Source organism: Nocardia sp. Marseille-Q1738, from assembly GCF_965283145.1.
This window is the reverse complement of sequence record NZ_CBDIMS010000001.1, coordinates 39,303-58,675: the sequence shown is the minus strand read 5'-3', so window position 1 is coordinate 58,675 and position 19,373 is coordinate 39,303. Positions and strand designations below refer to the sequence as shown.

The 19,373-nt window shown below is 67.0% G+C and carries 19 protein-coding genes; 12 read left to right on the top strand and 7 right to left on the bottom strand.

Annotation, left to right across the window (positions count from 1 at the left end):
* Positions 1-30: 30 nt before the first annotated feature.
* Both ACWPXK_RS00305 and ACWPXK_RS00300 read right to left on the bottom strand, forming a co-directional pair.
* Complete coding sequence (locus tag ACWPXK_RS00305) at positions 31-1,101, bottom strand: amidohydrolase family protein (RefSeq protein WP_454194006.1); 1,071 nt, start codon at positions 1,099-1,101, stop codon at positions 31-33.
* Positions 1,102-1,175: 74 nt separating this feature from the next.
* Complete coding sequence (locus tag ACWPXK_RS00300) at positions 1,176-1,805, bottom strand: TetR/AcrR family transcriptional regulator (RefSeq protein WP_454194005.1); 630 nt, start codon at positions 1,803-1,805, stop codon at positions 1,176-1,178.
* A 111-nt stretch (positions 1,806-1,916) separates the two neighbouring features.
* Here ACWPXK_RS00300 and ACWPXK_RS00295 point away from each other — a divergent pair, with 111 nt between their 5' ends.
* A complete protein-coding gene (locus ACWPXK_RS00295; RefSeq protein ID WP_454194004.1) occupies positions 1,917-2,318 on the top strand; it encodes a Dabb family protein in 402 nt (133 codons plus the stop codon).
* A gap of 21 nt (positions 2,319-2,339) precedes the next feature.
* Here the strand turns inward: ACWPXK_RS00295 and icmF are convergent, their stop codons facing one another.
* Positions 2,340-5,648, bottom strand: a complete 3,309-nt coding sequence (icmF, locus tag ACWPXK_RS00290) for a fused isobutyryl-CoA mutase/GTPase IcmF (RefSeq protein WP_454194003.1) — start codon at positions 5,646-5,648, stop codon at positions 2,340-2,342.
* Positions 5,649-6,175: 527 nt separating this feature from the next.
* Between icmF and ACWPXK_RS00285 the strand changes: the two genes are divergently transcribed.
* From ACWPXK_RS00285 to ACWPXK_RS00260, 6 genes are all read left to right on the top strand, one after another.
* A complete protein-coding gene (locus tag ACWPXK_RS00285; protein ID WP_454194002.1) occupies positions 6,176-7,120 on the top strand; it encodes a DUF2157 domain-containing protein in 945 nt (314 codons plus the stop codon).
* A 287-nt stretch (positions 7,121-7,407) separates the two neighbouring features.
* Positions 7,408-8,907, top strand: coding sequence for a CoA-acylating methylmalonate-semialdehyde dehydrogenase (locus ACWPXK_RS00280; RefSeq protein WP_454194001.1), 1,500 nt, complete (start codon positions 7,408-7,410; stop codon positions 8,905-8,907).
* A gap of 5 nt (positions 8,908-8,912) precedes the next feature.
* On the top strand, positions 8,913-10,052 hold the full coding sequence (locus tag ACWPXK_RS00275; protein WP_454194000.1) for an acyl-CoA dehydrogenase family protein: 1,140 nt from the start codon (positions 8,913-8,915) through the stop codon (positions 10,050-10,052).
* A 70-nt stretch (positions 10,053-10,122) separates the two neighbouring features.
* Positions 10,123-11,187, top strand: a complete 1,065-nt coding sequence (locus ACWPXK_RS00270) for an enoyl-CoA hydratase/isomerase family protein (protein WP_454193999.1) — start codon at positions 10,123-10,125, stop codon at positions 11,185-11,187.
* A complete protein-coding gene (gene mmsB / locus ACWPXK_RS00265) occupies positions 11,187-12,080 on the top strand; it encodes a 3-hydroxyisobutyrate dehydrogenase (RefSeq protein WP_454193998.1) in 894 nt (297 codons plus the stop codon). Before ACWPXK_RS00270 ends, mmsB begins: the two co-directional genes overlap by 1 nt.
* 2 nt (positions 12,081-12,082) lie before the next feature.
* Entirely contained in the window at positions 12,083-12,910 is an 828-nt protein-coding gene (locus ACWPXK_RS00260; protein WP_454193997.1) for an enoyl-CoA hydratase, read from the top strand.
* Positions 12,911-12,962: 52 nt separating this feature from the next.
* On the opposite strand, the gene ACWPXK_RS00255 is transcribed toward ACWPXK_RS00260, so the two are convergent.
* The 3 genes from ACWPXK_RS00255 to ACWPXK_RS00245 are packed head-to-tail and all read right to left on the bottom strand — an operon-like array spanning position 12,963 to position 13,904.
* Positions 12,963-13,199: a hypothetical protein gene (locus ACWPXK_RS00255; RefSeq protein ID WP_454193996.1), complete on the bottom strand. Its 237-nt coding sequence runs from the start codon at positions 13,197-13,199 to the stop codon at positions 12,963-12,965.
* Entirely contained in the window at positions 13,199-13,429 is a 231-nt protein-coding gene (locus ACWPXK_RS00250; protein ID WP_454193995.1) for a hypothetical protein, read from the bottom strand. The genes ACWPXK_RS00255 and ACWPXK_RS00250 overlap by 1 nt, the downstream gene beginning before the upstream one ends.
* On the bottom strand, positions 13,422-13,904 hold the full coding sequence (locus ACWPXK_RS00245; RefSeq protein WP_454193994.1) for a DNA-directed RNA polymerase subunit beta: 483 nt from the start codon (positions 13,902-13,904) through the stop codon (positions 13,422-13,424). Before ACWPXK_RS00245 ends, ACWPXK_RS00250 begins: the two co-directional genes overlap by 8 nt.
* Before the next feature lie 246 nt (positions 13,905-14,150).
* On the opposite strand from ACWPXK_RS00245, the gene ACWPXK_RS00240 reads away from it, so the two are divergent.
* The 5 genes from ACWPXK_RS00240 (at position 14,151) to ACWPXK_RS00220 (ending at position 17,696) form a co-directional block, all read left to right on the top strand.
* The gene (locus ACWPXK_RS00240) at positions 14,151-15,029 is read left to right on the top strand and encodes a helix-turn-helix domain-containing protein (protein ID WP_454193993.1); all 879 of its coding nucleotides are present in this window, start codon (positions 14,151-14,153) and stop codon (positions 15,027-15,029) included.
* A complete protein-coding gene (locus ACWPXK_RS00235; protein WP_454193992.1) occupies positions 15,026-15,232 on the top strand; it encodes a DUF397 domain-containing protein in 207 nt (68 codons plus the stop codon). The genes ACWPXK_RS00240 and ACWPXK_RS00235 overlap by 4 nt, the downstream gene beginning before the upstream one ends.
* A 29-nt stretch (positions 15,233-15,261) precedes the next feature.
* Entirely contained in the window at positions 15,262-15,468 is a 207-nt protein-coding gene (locus ACWPXK_RS00230) for a DUF397 domain-containing protein (RefSeq protein WP_454193991.1), read from the top strand.
* Positions 15,469-15,910: 442 nt separating this feature from the next.
* Positions 15,911-16,357 carry a CBS domain-containing protein gene (locus ACWPXK_RS00225; protein ID WP_454193990.1) on the top strand — a complete coding sequence of 149 codons (447 nt, stop codon included), beginning with the start codon at positions 15,911-15,913 and terminating at the stop codon, positions 16,355-16,357.
* Positions 16,358-16,409: 52 nt separating this feature from the next.
* Positions 16,410-17,696 carry an SLC13 family permease gene (locus ACWPXK_RS00220; protein ID WP_454193989.1) on the top strand — a complete coding sequence of 429 codons (1,287 nt, stop codon included), beginning with the start codon at positions 16,410-16,412 and terminating at the stop codon, positions 17,694-17,696.
* 508 nt (positions 17,697-18,204) lie between these two features.
* Here ACWPXK_RS00220 and ACWPXK_RS00215 read toward each other — a convergent pair.
* Positions 18,205-19,203, bottom strand: a complete 999-nt coding sequence (locus ACWPXK_RS00215) for a hypothetical protein (protein ID WP_454193988.1) — start codon at positions 19,201-19,203, stop codon at positions 18,205-18,207.
* Between the last annotated feature and the right edge of the window lie 170 nt (positions 19,204-19,373).

Genomic DNA, 19,373 nt, shown 5'->3' with positions numbered 1-19,373 from the left:
GAGCCCGTAGTGCTCGCGACGAGTTCCGACTCAGTCCGCGATCCGGTACACCCCCTGCGCGGTGGTCCGGAAGACCTGCTCGAGTTCCGGTCGGCCGCCGCCGTGACCGGTGATCGCGGCCGCGATCGTCTCGATGCTGTCCGGAATGCTGGTGATCGGCTTGTCCACGGGGAAGTTCGAGCCCCAGATGAGGCGGTCGGCGCCGAAGACGTCGAGGGCGTGCTCGACTAGCGGACCGACTCGGTCGAGCAGCTGCGGAACGGGCGTCGGAGTGCCGCGGGGTGGGACCGGGTGGCCGAGAATCGGCATCATCAGCCCGCTGACCTTCGCGACCACGTTCGGGTGCGCGGCCAGCGCGCTGAGATCGTCGCGCCAGCGCACCAGTAGCTGTCTGCGCAGTCCGGGATGGGTACCGGTGTGCTTGCCGACCGCGCCGAAAATCCCCGCGGGCGTGCCGAGGTGGTTCAGCACGATCGGCACCTCCGGATAACGCTCGGCGAGAGCGGTGACATCCGGAATGGCGTGCGAGTACACCCATGCTTCGAAGGACAGGCCGCGCTCGGCGAGGTGCGCGAAGCCGTCCAGGAACGCCTTGGTGGTGAGTTTGCCCGGCGTGTCGGTGAACGACCGCACCCACGGATCGGGATGGTGGGCGACCATCGTGCGGATGCCGCGCAAGAGCGGTGAGGCGGCGGCATGCGCGTCCAGTAACTCGCCGAACCCGGGCTCCGCCGGGTCGCCACCCGCGAGGATCGCCCCCAGCCGCGGCGCGGCCTCCAGTGGCAGACCCGCCACCCAAGCGGTCTCACCTGCCTTCCCCAGCGGTCCCGGCTGCGACCATTCGACCTCGATGTGCGCGACCACCTCGATCGGCGCGTTCCCGGCATCGGCACGGTAGTCGAACGGAAGGTAGGGCCGCAGATAGGCGACCGGGTCGCCGACGAATTCGCGGTCGCGTCGCGGCGCGAGGCGCTTGGCCAGGTCCACCGGCACCGGCAGCCGCCGCAACAGCTTCGCCAGCCCGCTGAAATCCCGGGGCGTGGTGAACGGGTCCCACTGGTGGATATGCGCGTCGATGATCCGAATGCCCGAGAGATCCATGTCTGCCGTCCCAACCGCGCTGATGGTTTGCCCGGGCCGATTGTCACACGGCCCATGCGGGGCGGGTCCGGGAATCAGCGGGAACCGTAGGCGGCCAGGAAAGTACGGATCGCGGCCGCGGCGATGCCCTCGAGTTCGTCGGCGGGGACGGGGCGGGTCCCGAGCCGGGAGCGGGCCTCCAGCGGGGCGGTGAGCAAGGCGAGCAATTGCTCGGCGGCCTCCGACGGGTCGGTGACGCGGAGCCTGCCCGCGAGTGCGAGCCGGGCGAGCCGATCGGCCAGCGCCTCGGCGACCGTGCGCGAGGTACGCGTGAGAACGGTGTCGACGAGGTCGGGAAACGCTGCGAGCTGGGCATAGGTGATCGCGCGTAAGGCGCGGGCGCGATCACTCGCGCAGACCTCGAGCAACCGGTGGGCCGCATCGGTCAGTGCCGCGGCCAGATCATCCCCGGGTTCGCGCAACTCGTCGACGATCGCCAAGGTCTGTGCGGCGACGGCGTCGGCCGCGGCGAGCGCCGCGTGCTCGAACAGCGTCTGCTTGTCGTTGAGATGGTTGTAGACCGTCGGTTTGGCGACGCCCGCCTCGTCGGCGATCTCCTGCACACAAGCCTTGTCGTAGCCGCGGCGAGCGAAGACGGTGAACGCGACGTCCAGGATCGCCTGTCGCTTGTCGATGCGGCCGCGCGCCGCCGTTGTTCCGGCCACTTCTGCATGCTAGCGCCTCCGACCCCCGGAATGAACTCATGGGTTCAATCTTGTGTATCTACTGATCAGTTCTCTAGATTGAACTAGTAAGTTCAATCCGAGGAGGAGTTCATGATCGTTCACCTGCTGCGCTTCGGCTTCCGCCCCGAGACCACCGAGGAGCAGAAAGCGGAGGTCCTCGCGACGATGCGGCGGACGGCGTCGGTGGAGTCGGTGTCGTTCTCGACGGTCGGCCAGAACTTGGGTGATGCGTCCGAGGGGCTGACCCACGCCTACTGCGTGGGCATCGAAGACCTGGATGCGCTGGAGCGCTACATGCACGACCCGGTCCACTTGGCGGGCGATCCGCGGATCATCCCGTACTTCGCGAAGATCGCGATCGGTCCCGACGTCTCCGATCAGGCCGATCCCGAGCTGCGCGAGAAGATCATGGCGCTGCACGAGGCGAAGCTCGCGAAGTACCCCGAGTGGGCGGCGCTCATGGATACCATCCCCGAGGTGCGAATCTTCTGATGGATCAGCGCTTTCCGCGCCTCACACGTTGCGGCGGTATTGTCCGCCGACGCGGAAGAAGGTGTCGGTGATCTGTTGCAGCGTGCACACGCGAGCGGCGTCCATCAACACCTCGAAGATGTTGTCGTCGGTACGGGCCACCGCCTCCAGACGGGCCAGCGCGGTGTGGGCGTCGTCGCGGTGGCGCTGCTGGAACTCGCGGACCCGCTGCAGCTGCGACTGCTTCTCCGCCTCGGTGCCGCGCGCCAGCTCCAGCACCCGGTGCGGTTCGCCGTGTGAGTTGCGGAAGGTGTTCACGCCGATGATCGGCAGTGAACCGTCGTGTTTGCGCTGCTCGTAGCGCATCGATTCGTCCTGGATCTTGCCGCGCTGGTAGCCGGTCTCCATCGCGCCGAGCACGCCGCCGCGTTCACTGATCCGGTCGAACTCGACCAGCACGGCCTCCTCCACGAGGTCGGTGAGCTCGTCGACGAGAAAGCTGCCCTGTAGCGGATTCTCGTTCATCGCGACGCCCCACTCCCGGTTGATGATGAGCTGGATGGCCAGCGCGCGGCGCACCGATTCCTCGGTGGGGGTGGTCACCGCCTCGTCGTAGGCGTTGGTGTGCAGGCTGTTGCAGTTGTCGTAGATCGCGATCAGCGCTTGCAGGGTGGTGCGGATGTCGTTGAAGTTCATCTCCTGCGCGTGCAGCGACCGGCCGGAGGTCTGAATGTGGTACTTGAGCTTCTGCGATCGTTCGCCTGCGCCGTAGCGATCCCGCATGGCGATGGCCCAGATGCGCCGGGCGACCCGGCCGATGACCGAGTACTCCGGGTCCATTCCGTTGGAGAAGAAGAACGACAGGTTGGGCGCGAAATCGTCGATGTGCATGCCGCGCGCGAGATACGCCTCCACATAGGTGAATCCGTTGGCCAGGGTGAAGGCCAGCTGGCTGATCGGGTTCGCGCCCGCCTCGGCGATGTGGTAGCCGGAGATGGACACCGAGTAGAAATTGCGGACGTTATTGTGTACGAACCATTCCTGGATGTCGGCCATCATGCGCAGGCTGAACTCGGTGGAGAAGATGCAGGTGTTCTGACCCTGGTCCTCCTTGAGGATGTCGGCCTGCACCGTGCCGCGCACGGTGGCCAGCGCCCGGGCCCGGATGTCGGCCGCCTCGGTGTCGGTCGGCGGGCGTCCCTGTTCGGTCGCGAACCGATCCAGCGCTTGGTCGATCGCGGTGTTGAGGAAGTACGCCAGGATGGTCGGCGCCGGTCCGTTGATGGTCATCGACACCGACGTGGTCGGCGCGGTCAGATCGAAGCCGTCGTAGAGAACTTTCATGTCGTCGAGCGAGGCGATCGACACCCCGGACGTGCCGACCTTGCCGTAGATGTCGGGGCGCTCGGCGGGGTCGTGACCATAGAGCGTCACCGAATCGAACGCCGTGGACAGCCTTTTGGCGTCGGAATGCTCGCTCAGTACCTTGAACCTGCGGTTGGTGCGAAAGGGGTCGCCCTCGCCCGCAAACATCCGGGCCGGATCCTCGGTGTCGCGTTTGAACGCGAACACCCCAGCCGTGAAGGGGAATCGGCCCGGTAGGTGTTCGGCGCGCAGGAAGCGCAGCAGCTCACCGTGATCGGTGTAGCGCGGCAGCGCGACGCGCGGAATCGAGTTGCCGGACAGCGTGTCCCGGCGCAACGGGGTGTGGATCTCGCGGTCGCGCACGCGCACCACTTGCTCCTCGCCCTGATAGGACTCGACCAGCGCGGGCCATTCGGCCAGCAGCGCGGCATTCGCCGGGGTGAGCTCGGCGCGTGCGCGTTCGGCCAGTTCCGCCACGGCGTGGTCATCCGGCAGTTCGGCCGCGACTTGCTCGAGGCGTTGCAGGCGTTGGGCCGCGACAACTTGGGCGGCGGTCTCGGCGTGGTATGCGCGTACGGTCTCGGCGATCTCGGCCAGATAGCGCACCCGTGCGGGCGGGATGAGCTGTGCGAAGCGCGTGGAAACGCGGGTGTCGACCTTCGGCAGCGTGCCGGGCTCCAGCGGTAGGCCGTGGTCGGCGAGCAAGCCGGTCAGGTGCTGGTAGAGCGCCGTCACCCCGTCGTCGTTGAACGTCGCGGCGCTGGTGCCGAAGACCGGCATGTCCTCCGGTGTCGACTGGAACTCCTCCCGATTGCGGATCAGCTGCCGGGCCACGTCGCGCAACGCATCCGCCGCGCCGCGCCGCTCGAACTTGTTGATCGCCACCACGTCCGCGAAATCCAGCATGTCGATCTTCTCCAGCTGGGAGGCGGCGCCGAATTCGGGCGTCATCACGTACAGCGAGACGTCGACGTGGTCGGTCACCGCCGCGTCGCCCTGGCCGATGCCCGGCGTCTCCACGATGACCAGGTCGTATCCGGCGGCCTTGCAGGCGGCCACGATCAGATCGATATTGTCCGGCAGTTCCCGTCCGCTGCGGGTGGCCAGCGAGCGGAAGAAAACGTGCGGCTGCCTCGCCTTCGCTCGGCCCGGCGCGGGCTGTGGACGGACTTCGTCCGGCTGCGTCTGTTCATGGTCGGCGCCGAGCGCGTTCATTCGGATGCGGTCGCCGAGCAGCGCGCCGCCGCCGCGGCGCCGGGTTGGGTCCACCGCGAGGATCGCGACCCGCAGCTTGTCCTGTTGATCCGAGCGCAGTCGGCGCACCAATTCATCGGTGAGCGAGGACTTTCCGGAGCCGCCGGTCCCGGTGATGCCCAGTACCGGCACGCGGCGCGCCGCGGCCGCTTCGGCCAGCTTCTGCCGGTCCGTCTCCGGCAGCGTGTCCCCTTGCAGGCAGGTGATGACGCGGGCCAGAGCGGATCGCTCGCCGGCGAGTACCGCGTCCAGCGCGGGCGGTTCGGCCGCCAAGTCGATGTCGCAGTCGCGGATCAACTGATTGATCATCCCCGGCAGGCCGAGTCGCTGCCCGTCCTCGGGGGAGAAGATGGTGACGCCGGATTCTGCCAGCCGCGCGATCTCCTCAGCGACGATCACGCCCCCGCCGCCGCCGAAGATCCGGACGTGCTCGGCTCCGGCCTTCCGCAAGGCGTCGGCCAGGTATTCGAAGTACTCGACATGGCCGCCCTGATACGAGCTGACCGCGACGCCCTGCGCGTCCTCGGTGAGCACCGCGTCCACCACCTCGCTGACCGCGCGATTGTGGCCGAGGTGAATCACCTCCGCGCCCTGGCTCTGCAGGATGCGGCGCATGATGTTGATCGCCGCGTCGTGGCCGTCGAAAAGGGCGGCGGAGGTGACGAAGCGAACGGGATGGATGGGCGTGTAGAGCGCGCTGCGGTCGGCCACGGGATCCTCCGGCGAGTCCATTGGCGCCCGATACTAGGACGTCAAACTAATTCTACGGTGATAGTGATCACATCGCCAGGTGGTCCGGCGCGCCGGGCGCGACAGCGGCGTGGCAGCTCATTCCCCGGCGCGCCCGACCCGCTGGCGCAGGGAAGGCGGCTGGGTTCAGCGGCGGCCCATTGCCGCTCGTGCCGCGTCTGGTTGCGTGACGCGGTGGCCGACTCGATTCGTCTTCCACGGGGCGGCACTCGACGCGATCGACCGCACCAGCCACGACGTGGGCGTCACCCTGATGGCCGAGAGCCACGGCGCTCTTTGTGGTGGGGTCTTGGTTCGTGACCATTGTGCCGAGCCCGGTTGCGTCATCCAGCGCACGACTTGGACGGTGGCTGGTCGAGTTCAACGGTTACCGGCGGTGGTTGTGCGAGGCGGTCCGCGTCGTCGGAGTCGCGAAGTGTTCGTCCAAGTCGATGCCAACAGCAGTCCGGGCAAGGTTGTGCAGGACTGATTTGTGTTGCCCGAACTGCCGACTCGGACATACTGGGCGCATGGTGCGCGACGACAGGGCCGGGGCAGCGGTAGGGCGGCTGGTCGCCGAGGGTGTGCTGTCCCGTGAGCAGGCCGATGCGGTACTCGCGGCGCTCGCTGTCGAGCAGGCTGCGGCGGCGCGCGGAAAGGTGCTCGCCGAGATCGCCGCTTACCTCGGTGCCGGTCTGGTGTTCGGCGGGATCTTCCTGGTGATGGCTTCGTCTTGGGAGGATCTGGGACGTCCGGTCCGGGTGGGCGTGCTCGCCATCGTGGCGGCCGGACTGCTGTTCGGCGGAGTCCTGCTCGCCGGTGCGTTGTTCACTCGCCGCAGGGCGCACGGTGCCCGCGCCAGGCTTGCGGCGGCGTTGTTCGCATTGGCTTCCGTCGCGCTCGCCGGTGCGGTCGGCACCGCGTTCGAGGACGGGAGATTCGACGCCGCTTGGGTTTTCGCGTGCGCGGCGGGTGCGGTGGTCGCGGTACTCGGTTACCTCGCGCTGCCGTCGGTGCTCGGCATGCTCGTCTGCGCCTGCTTCGTGCCCGCGGCCGTCGCGGGGATGCTCACCGAGGTGTTCGAGCTCGACGACGTGTGGGGCAGCGCGGCTGTACTGCTGCTCGGTGGCGTGTGGTTCGCGTTGACCAGAATCGGCGCCCTGTTCGAAACCCAGGTCGGATATCTCATCGCCATCGTCACCTCCGTCGCGGCCGCGCAGAGCATCGACGTCGACGGCCGGACCTGGGCTTATGTGCTAACCGCGCTGGTGGCGCTGGTCTGCTTCGTCCTGTACGCGACCCAGCGGTCGGCAGTACTCGTCATCGGCGGTGCCGTGTCCGTGGCACTCGCCGCGGGCGAGGCCGTCGCCGACTGGACCGACGCGCTCGGCGCGGCGGCCGTGGTCGTGGCAATCGGCGCCCTCACGCTCGCCTTCGGGGCGTTCCAACTCACCCGGTCCCACAAACCCAGCTAGCTGCGCGAGTGGCACATCCCGGAGGCGCTTTCTCGCGTTTCGCCGCAGCCATGTGCCACTCCCGGGATATGCCGGTACCGGTGCTGGGTCGGCGGCGGGGGCTCACCGTGGGCTTGCGGGGAACTGGGCGTCACTGGTTGGACTCGGTCACCAGAGTGCTACCCCACCGCCATAGACGTGGGATGAATCACATCGCTCTGGATGGTGTGTCGATACTTGGATGTCCAACTATAGGATGCCCGCATACCGCATGGCGGTGTCCCGATCGCTACGAGAACAGGACTGGCATGGTTCGCGAACTCACTCATTTCATCGGCGGACAGCATGTGCCGGGCGCGTCCGGCAACTTCGGTGACGTCTTCGACCCCAATCTCGGGCAGGTGCAGGCTCGGGTGCCGCTGGCGAGCAAGTCCGAAGTCGAGGCGGCCATCGCGAATGCCGAGGCGGCGCAACCGGGGTGGGCCGCGTTCAACCCGCAGAAGCGGGCGCGCGTGCTGATGAAGTTCCTGACCCTGGTGCAGGACGAGATGGACTCGCTGGCCGCCCTGTTGTCCTCCGAGCACGGCAAGACCATCGCGGACGCCAAAGGCGACATCCAGCGCGGACTGGAGGTCATCGAGTTCGCCACCGGCATCCCGCACCTGCTCAAAGGTGAGTACACCGAAGGCGCGGGCACCGGCATCGACGTCTATTCGATGCGCCAGCCGCTCGGCGTGGTCGCGGGCATCACCCCGTTCAACTTCCCGGCCATGATCCCGCTGTGGAAGGCCGGTCCCGCGCTGGCCACCGGCAACGCGTTCGTGCTCAAGCCTTCCGAGCGCGACCCCTCGGTGCCGCTGCGGCTGGCCGAGCTGTTCCTCGAGGCCGGTCTGCCCGCCGGTGTGTTCAACGTGGTCAACGGGGACAAGGAAGCCGTCGACACGCTGCTGCACGACCCGCGGATCAAGGCCGTCGGCTTCGTCGGTTCCACCCCGATCGCGCAGTACATCTACGAGACCGCGACGGCGAACGGCAAGCGCGCCCAGTGCTTCGGCGGCGCGAAGAACCACGCGATCGTCATGCCGGACGCCGACCTCGACGACGTCGCCGACCAGCTGATCGGCGCGGGCTACGGCTCCGCGGGCGAACGCTGCATGGCCATCTCGGTGGCGGTTCCGGTCGGCGAGGAGACCGCCGACCGCCTGGTGGCCAAGTTGACCGAGCGGGTGCACAAGCTCAATGTCGGCCGCTCCGACGACCCCGGCGCCGACTTCGGCCCGCTGGTCGGCCAGGACGGGGTGAATCGCGTGAACAACTACGTCCAGCTCGGCATCGATGAGGGCGCCGAGCTGGTCGTGGACGGTCGCGGGCTGGTGGTGGAAGGCGCCGAGGACGGTTACTTCGTCGGCGCGACGCTGTTCGACAAGGTCACCCCGGACATGCGGATCTACCGCGAGGAGATCTTCGGTCCGGTGCTCAGCGTGGTCCGCGCCAAGGACTACGAAGCAGGGTTGCGGCTGGCCAACGAGCACGAGTACGGCAACGGCGTCGCGATCTTCACCCGCGACGGCGACACCGCCCGCGACTTCGCCGCGCGGGTGCAGGTCGGCATGGTCGGCATCAACGTCCCGATCCCGGTGCCGATCGCGTACTACACCTTCGGCGGCTGGAAGCGTTCCGGCTTCGGCGATCTGAACCAGCACGGTCCGGATTCGATCCGCTTCTACACCAAGACCAAGACGGTGACGCAGCGCTGGCCCGCAGGGCTGAAGGAAAGCAACGCGTTCGTCATCCCGACCATGGACTGACGCGCATGTTCGACTTGGACGACGACGAAAGGGCGATCCGCGACACCGCGCGCGGCTTCGCCGACGAATTCCTCGCCCCGAACGCGCTGGAATGGGACGAGCAGAAGCATTTCCCGGTCGACGTGCTGCGCAAGGCGGGCCCGCTCGGCCTGGGCGGCATCTACGTCCGTGAGGACGTGGGCGGTTCGGGCCTGCGCAGGCTCGACGCCGTGCGCATCTTCGAGCAGCTGGCCACCGGCTGCCCGGCCATCGCCGCCTACATCTCCATCCACAACATGGCCACGTGGATGATCGATCGCTACGGCGATGAGGAACAGCGCGACCGCTGGCTGCCTCGCCTGACCACGATGGAGCTGCTGGCCAGCTACGCGCTCACCGAGCCGGGCGTCGGCTCGGACGCGGCGGCGTTGGCCACCAAGGCCGTCCGCGCCGGCGACGACTACATCTTCAACGGCGCCAAGCAGTTCATCTCCGGTGCGGGCGCCACCGACGTCTACGTCGTCATGGCGCGGACCGGAGACGCCGGGGCTCGCGGGATCTCGGCGTTCATCGTGCCCGGCGACACTCCCGGCGTCTCCTTCGGCCCGAATGAGAAGAAGATGGGCTGGAACGCGCAGCCGACCCGTCAGGTGATCTTCTCCGACGCCAGGATTCCCGCGGCGAACCGGCTCGGCGCGGAGGGCGACGGCTTCCGCATCGCAATGAACGGCCTCAATGGCGGCAGGCTCAATATCGCCGCGTGCTCGGTCGGCGGCGCGCAGGCGGCGCTGGACAAGACGGTGCCGTATCTGGCCGAGCGGCACGCGTTCGGCAAGCCGCTGCTGAAAAACCAGGCGCTGCAATTCGAACTCGCCGATATGCGTACCGAATTGGAGGCCGCGCGCACCCTGCTGTGGCGGGCCGCGGCGGCGCTGGACGCCGACGCGCCGGACAAGGTCGAGCTGTGCGCCATGGCGAAACGCTTCGCGACCGACGCCGGTTTCGAGGTGGCCAACAAGGCGCTTCAGCTGCACGGCGGCTACGGCTATCTGGCCGAGTACGGCGTGGAGAAGATCGTCCGGGATCTGCGGGTGCACCAGATCCTCGAAGGCACCAACGAAATCATGCGGGTGGTCGTCGCCCGCGCGGTGGTAGGAGCGGCATGAACGGTCAGACCCGGAGGCGGCAGCGCAGCGTGACCATGGAGGGCCCCGTTCATGCCGGAAAGGACACAGCATGACCGAATCAGAAGTTCTGCTCGAAAAGCGTGACGGCCTCGGCCTGATCACGCTGAATCGGCCGAAGGCCATCAACGCGCTGAATCATTCGATGACCCTTGCCATCACGGATGCGCTGCGCGCCTGGGCCGAGGACGACGCGGTGCGCACCGTGGTCGTCACCGGCGCGGGTGAGCGCGGGTTGTGCGCGGGCGGTGACATCGTCGCCATCCATGCCGACGCGAAAAATGGTGCGAATACCGCGGATTCGGCGACCGGCCGGTTCTGGCGCGACGAGTACGTCCTGAACGCGCTGATCGGCCGCTACCCGAAGCCGTACGTGGTGGTGATGGACGGCATCGTGATGGGCGGCGGCGTCGGTCTGTCCGGGCACGGCAGCCACCGCATCGTCACCGAACGGTCCAAGATCGGCATGCCGGAAGTGGGCATCGGCTTCGTTCCCGATGTCGGCGGCACCTATCTGCTCGCGCGCACCCCGGGTGAGATCGGCACCCACGTCGCGCTGACCACCGCGCGCATGAGCGCAGGTGATGCCATCGCGGCAGGCTTCGCCGACTATTTCGTCGCCTCGGAGGATCTGCCCGCCCTGCTGGAGACGCTGCGTTCGGAGAGCGCCGATATCGCGATCGCCAAGTTCGCCACGGACGCACCGGAATCCGCGCTGGTCACCGGACAGGGATGGATCGACGCCTGCTACCGGGCCGACTCCGTCGAGGAGATCGTCGCGCGCCTGGAGGCGCACGAAGCGCCCGATGCGCGAGCGGCCGCCGCCGAGATCCTGGCGAAATCCCCAGTCGCGCTGAAGGTCACGCTGCGCGCGCTCCGTGCCGCGCGGACCGCGCCGAGCCTGGAGGCGGTGCTGAACGAGGAGTACCGGGTCTCGATCGCGTCGCTGTCCTCGCATGATCTGGTCGAGGGCATCCGCGCCCAGGTGATCGACAAGGACCGTGCTCCCAAGTGGTCGCCCGCGACCCTCGCCGAGGTCACAGACGCGCAGGTAGACACATACTTCGCCGACTTGGGCGAACGAGAACTGGGCCTGGTGGCCCCGGAGGTGGCGTGATGAGCAAGCGAATCGGTTTTCTCGGCCTCGGCCACATGGGCGCGCCGATGGCGGCCAACCTGGTGCGGGCGGGTTACGAGGTGCTCGCCTTCGATCCGGTGCCTGCGGCGCGGGAGGAGGCCGAGCGTGACGGCGCGACGGTCGTGGGCGTGGCCGCCGACGCGGCGGCCGCCGACACTGTGATCACCATGCTGCCCAATGGCAAACTCGTCCTCGACGTGTACGCCGAACTGCTCCCGGCTGCCGCGCCGGGCACGCTGTTCATCGACTGCTCCACCATCGACGTGGCCGACGCCAGAGTCGCGGCAGAACGTGCCACGGCTGCCGGTCACCGCGCGCTGGACGCTCCTGTGTCCGGCGGTGTGGCCGGTGCGGCCGCGGGGACGCTGACCTTCATGGTCGGCGGCGCCGCCGAGGACTTCGCCGCCGCGCTTCCCGTGCTCGAGGTGATGGGCGGCAAAGTCGTGCACTGCGGCGGCTCCGGCGTTGGCCAGGCGGCGAAGATCTGCAACAACATGCTGCTGGGCGTCTCGATGATCGCGCTGTCGGAGGCGCTGGTGCTCGGTGAGAAGCTCGGGCTGAGTCATCAGTCGTTTTTCGACGTGGTCTCCACCGCCTCCGGCCAGAGCTGGGCGCTGACCAACTACTGCCCCGTCCCCGGCCCCGTGCCGACCAGCCCGGCCAACAACGACTACCAGCCCGGTTTCGCCACCGCCTTGATGACCAAGGACCTCGGTCTGGCCGAGAACGCGTTGCTCGAGAACAACGTCGACGGCCAGCTCGGATTGCTCGCCGCGGAGATCTACAGCCGGTTCAACCAGACGGCTGCCGGGCGGGACTTCTCCGCTATCGTCACCGATGTCCGTAATCGTTCCGACAAAGAGGGTGCCTGAAGATGGACGCATCGCGAAGCGATTCCGTGGGGGGTGGCGGCCGGGTGACGGGAGGGCGTGACTTCGAGACGATTCTGCTGGAACGCAAGGGCCGGGTCGGCTGGATCACGCTGAACCGCCCGAACGCGCTGAACGCACTGAACGCGCAGGTCCTCGACGACGTCATCGCCGCGCTCGACGAGCTCGAGCACGACGACGAGATCGGCGCCATCGTGATCACCGGGTCGGAGCGGGCCTTCGCGGCCGGCGCCGACATCAAGGAGATGCAGCCCAAGTCGTACATGGACATGTTCCTCAACGACTACTTCGCCCGCTGGGACCGGCTGGCGCAGTTCCGCAAGCCGACAATCGCCGCGGTCGCGGGCTACGCGCTCGGCGGCGGCTGCGAGCTGGCCATGATCTGCGACATCCTGCTGGCGGCCGACACCGCGAAGTTCGGGCAGCCGGAGATCAAGCTGGGCGTCATCCCCGGCATCGGCGGCTCGCAGCGCCTGACCCGCGCGATCGGCAAGGCGAAGGCGATGGACCTGGTGCTCACCGGCCGCAATATGGACGCCGAGGAAGCCGAGCGCGCCGGTCTGGTCTCGCGCGTCGTGCCCGCCGCGGAACTGCTCGACACCGCGCTCGAGGTCGCCGAGACCATCGCGTCGATGTCGCTGCCGGTCACGATGATCGCCAAGGAGGCGGTGAACCGCTCGTTCGAGACCACCCTCGCCGAGGGCCTGCGCTTCGAACGCCGCGTCTTCCACTCGCTCTTCGCGATCGAGGACCAGAAGGAAGGCATGACCGCCTTCGTCGAGAAGCGCCCCGCGAAGTTCACCAACCGCTGACGACGACATCGCCCGGCCGCACACTCGGCCGGGCGAAGTCGGCCGGTGGAAATCATGGCTCGAGGTAGAGCCGCTCGCAGGGGAGTCGGGGCAGACCCTTCGCGCCGTCCGGGAAGACTTCCACCGCGTCGCCGTAGTGGGTTGCCCTCCATTCCTGGACGAATGCGTGCGCGGCTGTGGTGCAGGCGGCGAATTCGAGGTGCAGGCCGTGCCAGAAGACGCTGAGGCGGACATCGGTCTCGGTAGGGCGGGGGGACGTGTTCGCTTCTGTGGGTTCACCGCTGCCCATCACCGAGCACCGATCACGAAATCGGACCTGTCATCGACCACGCGCAGCCCGGCGGTAGAGCAGTCGCGGCCCGACACACCGCCGTGTGCGCCGATCACGCCGTCGTGCACTCGGGCGACGTGACGGCACTGTGGACAGCCCACGTACATCAGCGTGTCGGTCGTGTTCCGGAAGACAGCGCCGATGCATTCCGACAACCGCAGCGACCTGGGCGGACTGGATTCAGACATGCGCCGCCGTCCTCGGGGGCTTGCCGGGTCCTGCGCACGCTCGGATGGCGTCGACCACGACCAGACCCGAATGGCGGAACGGGCACTTCGGCGGTTCGACCCACAGCCGCAGATGCGCGGATCGCTGGTCCGGGCTCGGCAGCGCGATCGTTGCTCCGGTCCGCACGATCGACACGTTCAGCCGATACAGCTCGGCGAACAGCCGCACCTCGTCTGGGAGATCAGGTCGGGTGAGGATGGTCCACCGCTTCGACCGCGGGTGCGACATGATCGGCCCAACGTTTGGATGTTGTTGCCGCATATGGTTTCTGACCGCCGCGCCGAGTGGGGCGGGCATGATGATGCCCCATACGTGAGTGGCTCTCATGATGATCCTGCCCATGCAGGGCGGGTCGATGACGGCGGGCAGGTCACATACCCGCCGGTAGTAGTTGACGCGGGACAGTGGCGTGTCCCCGAAAGGCCTGTCGTCCATCAGTTCTCCCCTGCTTGCTCGTCGCTGAAGGCGCGCCCGGCCCCCGTCCGATCAGATGTGAGGGGAACCGGGGAGTGGGGCAGAACCACTCGGGCAACCTCCCCACCGGGCGCACATCCAGAAGACCACCAGTCCCGCGCTCTGACGGCATCAATCTGAAAATATCAACGGATTGCCGAAAACCTGCCGGACAGCTACCAATCTGTGAGACAATATCTTTCATTCTGAAAGCATCAAGGGGGACAGATGGCCAAGGACAGCACACCGCCACCGTCGCTACCGCGACGCCGGTTCGGCAACCACATCCGCGAGGCCCGCAACGCGGCGAATCTCAGGCAGCCGGACGTTGCGAAAGCGATGCGCTGGAGCGTCCCGACTCAATCGCGCATCGAGAGAGGGTATCTCGGCACGCTCAACGATCGTGACGTACGCGACCTCTGCGAAGTCCTCGGTATCGATGACGAGAACGAAGTGGCGGCGTTGATCGGTCTGCTCGCGGAGGCGACTGCGCAACCGAAGAAATGGTGGCAGCAGCACACCGAAGTCATGCAAGAGCGATTCGACGTATACGTCGGGCTCGAGTACGAGGCACGGTCGATCGACATCTACCGATCAGAACTGGTACCCGGCCTGTTCCAGACTGCCGACTATGCGAAGGCGCTCAACCAGCTGTTCTTCCCGCACGACTCCGAGGAGCAACAGGCCCGGCGCATCGAACTCAAACTCCAGCGCCAAGCGAGCCTGACCCGCAAGACCAAGCCCTTGGAGGTGAACATGGTCTTGGACGAGGCCATACTGCGCAGGGTCGTCGGAAACCGACGGATCATGCGCGCACAAGCGGCGCATCTCGCCGACATGAGCACCCGCGCAAACATCAGCATCCGCATCCTGCCGTTCACCGCCGGTTATCCAGCAGGGACAGCCACCGGTGCCTTCTCGATCCTGTCCTTCGAGGCCGACCCGCCCGTTGTGTATGTCGAGTCCTTCACCAGCAACCTGTACTTTGAGGAAGACGCGGAGGTCGCAATATACAAAAGCGCGTCCACGGCCCTCCACCGCTCCGCGCTGGACGCGCAAGCAAGCAGGAGTCTGCTACGGCAGATGGTGAAGGAGTACTCAGCGTGAACACCGACCTGTCCGGCGCAAAGTGGTTCAAGAGCAGCCATAGCGGAGGACATGGCGACTGCGTCGAAGTGGCCTTTCTTGACGACGGGCACGTCGGAGTTCGGGACTCGAAGAACCCCACCGGCCCGGCGCTGGTGTTCACGCCCGGCGAGTGGGACGCCTTCACCGCAGACGTGACGGATGGCGAATTCAACCGCCGCTAGCACAATCTCCCAGATCAAGGAGCATGGCCGTGAACGTTGACCTGTCCGCCGCGAGGTGGTTCAAGAGCACCCACAGCGGAGCTGACCAGGAGTGCGTCGAAGTAGCGTTCCTCGACGGGGACATGATCGGGGTACGCGACAGCAAGAATCCAACCGGCCCGGCACTGATGTTCACGCCCAGCGAATGGGACGCCTTCACCGCAGGCATGACGGATGGGGAGTTCAACCGCCCCTGAGCACAAAACCGCGAAGTCCCGCACCTCGAAACGAGGGCGGGGCTTCGTGCTATGTGGGAACCGGTGCCGAACATGCATCCCGCTTGGCCACCGCGCCACGTCGTGCACGGCAGGGCTTCGGGTACGCCGCCCTCGGTTTGCGTCCGGGTGGGCGTTGTCAGCGTCGACCACACTCTACGGCGATCAGCTGTGATCGGCCCGGACCTTGCGCTACGGAGCGGGAGAGAGCAACCCAGGCGCTATGGGCCGGATAGGTCCCGAGTTGCCTCCTGGGCGTTGCTTGCGGCATCTTTACTCTGGAGCGCCGGGAAGTCTGGTCGGCATGTGGTCTGAGCACTCGGGTCACACCCACCAACCTGGGAGTTTGTTGTGACAGGCACGTACTTGATCTTGACGAACTTCGCACGGGCGATCACACCGTCCCGGGTCGTATCCTGCAGGTGTGCGCGCTGCTCAAATGGCCGAGGAATACCCGGTGGTCAGTCTGGACACCGACGCGCTGGACGCTGCTCGGCTGCTGGCCGAGCACCGGTTGCCGGGGATCGTGGTCACCGATGGCCAAGGCGTCCCGCAAGCCGTCTTGCCCGCCTCCCAGGTGGTGCGCTTCATCGTCCCGAAATACGTGCAAGACGATCCGTCCCTGGCCGGTGTGCTCACCGAATCGATGTGCGACCGGATCGCGGACAAGCTGCGTGGCAAGAAGGTGCGCGACGTCATCCCCGAACGACTCAGCAAGGTGCCCGCGGCCCGGTCCGACGACACGATCATCGAGGTCGCCGCGGTCATGGCCCGGTTACGCTGCCCGCTCATCGCCGTGCTGAAGGGCGACGAACTCATCGGAGTGATCACCGCATCCCGGCTACTGGCCGCTGCGCTGCAAGACAGCTGACCCGCGACGGGATCACCAGCGCCACTTCGATCGCTCATGCGTGGTGGACGTCGTGACAGTTGTCGCGGTCTCGGTCTTCATCGTCGCCTACGCCCTCATCGCCACCGAACGCATCCACAAGACCAAGGCCGCCCTCGGCGGCGCCGCGATCCTGCTCGCCTTCGGCGTCACCGGATCCGAGGACGCCTTCTACTCCCGCGAGATCGGCATCGACTGGGACGTCATCTTCTTGCTGCTCGGGATGATGATCATTGTCGGCGTTCTGCGCCAGACCGGTGTCTTCGAATACATCGCGATCTGGGCGACCAAACGCGCCAGAGGATCCGCGGTCCGAGTAATGGTCCTGCTGGTCCTCATCACCGCCCTCGCGTCGGCCATGCTCGACAATGTCACCACCGTGCTGCTCATCGCGCCGGTGACGCTGCTGGTCTGCGATCGGCTCGCGATCAACCCGGTGCCCTTCCTCATCGCCGAGGTCCTCGCATCCAACATCGGCGGCGCCGCCACGCTCATCGGCGACCCGCCGAACATCATCATCGGCAGCCGGGCCGGGCTGTCGTTCAACACCTTCCTGATCCACATGGCACCGATCGTGCTCATCGCGCTCGCGGTATTCACACTGCTGCTTCCGAGCCTGTTCCGAGGCAGCTTCGACGTGGACCCGGCCCGCGCGGACGATGTCATGTCCCTCAACGAACGCGAAGCAATCAGCGATCCCAGGCTGCTGGTGAAATGCGCGATCGTGCTCGCCGCCGTACTGACCGGGTTCGTCGGACACTCGCTCTTCCACATCGCGCCATCGGTGGTGGCCCTGCTCGGCGCCGGTGTACTGGTCCTGATCTCCGGCGTCCCGCAGCGCGATTACCTGTCCGCGGTGGAATGGGACACCTTGCTGTTCTTCGCGGGCCTGTTCGTGATAATCGGCGCTCTGGTGAAAACTGGGGTGATCGAACGACTCGCCGAGCTGGCCACCGACGCCACCGGCGGTGACGCACTGCTGGCGACGATGCTCATCCTCGTCGTCTCCGCGTTGCTATCCGGCCTCATCGACAACATTCCCTACGTCGCCACCATGAGCCCCCTGGTCGCAGACCTCGTCGAGAGCATGGACCACCCGCAAGCCGGTGCGCTGTGGTGGTCGCTGGTTCTGGGCGCGGACTTCGGCGGCAATCTCACTGCCGTCGGCGCAAGCGCCAATGTCGTGATGCTCGGCATCGCCCGCCGCGCCGACAACCCGATCAGCTTCTGGGAATTCACCCGCAAAGGCGCCGTCGTCACCGCGATCACCATCGCGGTCGCCGCACCGTATCTCTGGCTGCGCTACTTCGCGTTCCACTGACCTGCAACGGGGCAGTCGCTCATCCACCGCGCTGGTTGCGGCGTCGGATGAGGTAGGCCACGATGAGGAACCCGCCGATCAAGGCCGCCGTGACGAATTCGCCCATCACGCCTCCCTCGGCAAAGGGTTCAAGAGTCCGAAGCGGATCCGGGTATGCCCCGAGACCGACTCGACCATACTCCGATATCCGGCAGCGATCCCGGCTCTTTCGCGGGTAGTCGTGCTGCTGGAAGCCCCCGAAGCGACAGCCGGCCGACCCGTCGCACGCTACCTGAACGACCACTTCGCCGACTGCCGGAAGATCGGGTGATCGCGGAGATCGACCCGCCTACGGCCTGCGACCGGGTTCTGCCCAGCCGCAGTGATCGCCACTGTCGCCTGACTGACCACGAAGCATCGAGGTCGACGCGGTGGTGGACCAGTGCACGTGTGACCACACAGCGCCGCGAAACGCGAAACGAGCGCCGGGGTATTCGGTGCGTGTGAACCGGTGTGGATGCGCCGTGGGCTATCCGAAGGATCTGGGTGTAGGCGCGACGATTTCGGCTGGTGTGCGCTCGTTGCCGCTTTCCGGCCGGGGTGAGCCTTTGTCGGTGGCGAGGAGTCCGGCGATGGTGGCGCCGAGTGCGACGGTGACCGCGACCGCGGCGATGAGTTTGCGCCGGTCCACGGTGGGTGGGACCAGTGTGGCTCCGGCGCGGACCCGGGGCATTCGGAGGTCGCCGCGCCGTCGTTCGGCGGCCAGCAGGACGGCCCCGCGTGCCGAGACCAGCTCCGGTTCTGGGTCGTAGATGATCGGCAGGTCGATCAGTTCGGCCAGCTCGGCCCGGATGCTGGGGCTGCGGGTGCAGCCGCCGAGCAGGACCATGGCCTCCGGTCGCACGCCGGTTTCTTCGATGAGCTGGCGCACGAACGACGCGGAGTGGTGGATGCCCGCGGTGCAGAGTTCGACCAGGTCGCTGCGCGTCAGCACGGCCCGGTCGCCGGTGTTGGTGTCGATCGCGGTGACCACCTTGGCGTCGCTCAGCTCCTCGCGATGGCGCCGGCTGGTCGGCTTGTCGGTGAGCACGCCGTCGCGGGCCAGCCGCCAGCGCAACAAGGCGTCGTAGCCGTCGCCGCCGAGTACCGTGCTGCGTCGGCTGGACAGAATCGTGTCGGTGCGGCAATCGGCGTGGGTGATGGTCAGCCCGGAACTGCCCAGGTCGTAAAGGATCACCGAGCCGCTGTCCGGAAGTTGCCCGGTGAAGCGCAGATAGCGCAGCTGGGCAAGCGGTTCCTCGACGATGGTGAGCCTGCGCTCGCCTGCGTTGGCGCGGATGGCATCGGCATGCAGGGGACAGCGGCAGGTCACGGCCGTTCCGGAGACCAACTCGTCACGCGCGCCTGCGGCGCCCATCATCTGGTGGATCGCCTCGAAGACCGACTCCTCGACACCGCCGCCCGCCCGCCGGGGCACCTCGCAGTGATCGATCGGGGGTAGGTGTGGCTGATCGGAGTGTGTCAGCATCGCGTGTGCGCCTCCAGCGCCCGCCGATACACCCAAGACCAGCACCATGGATTACATGGTGAACCTTTTCCCCGCCGCTGCCAAGACGACGGGCCCGGCAATTCGCCGCTCGGATGCCCGGTAGTCACTTCCCGATTCGGGCAAAAGGAGAATGCGACCGACCGGTACTG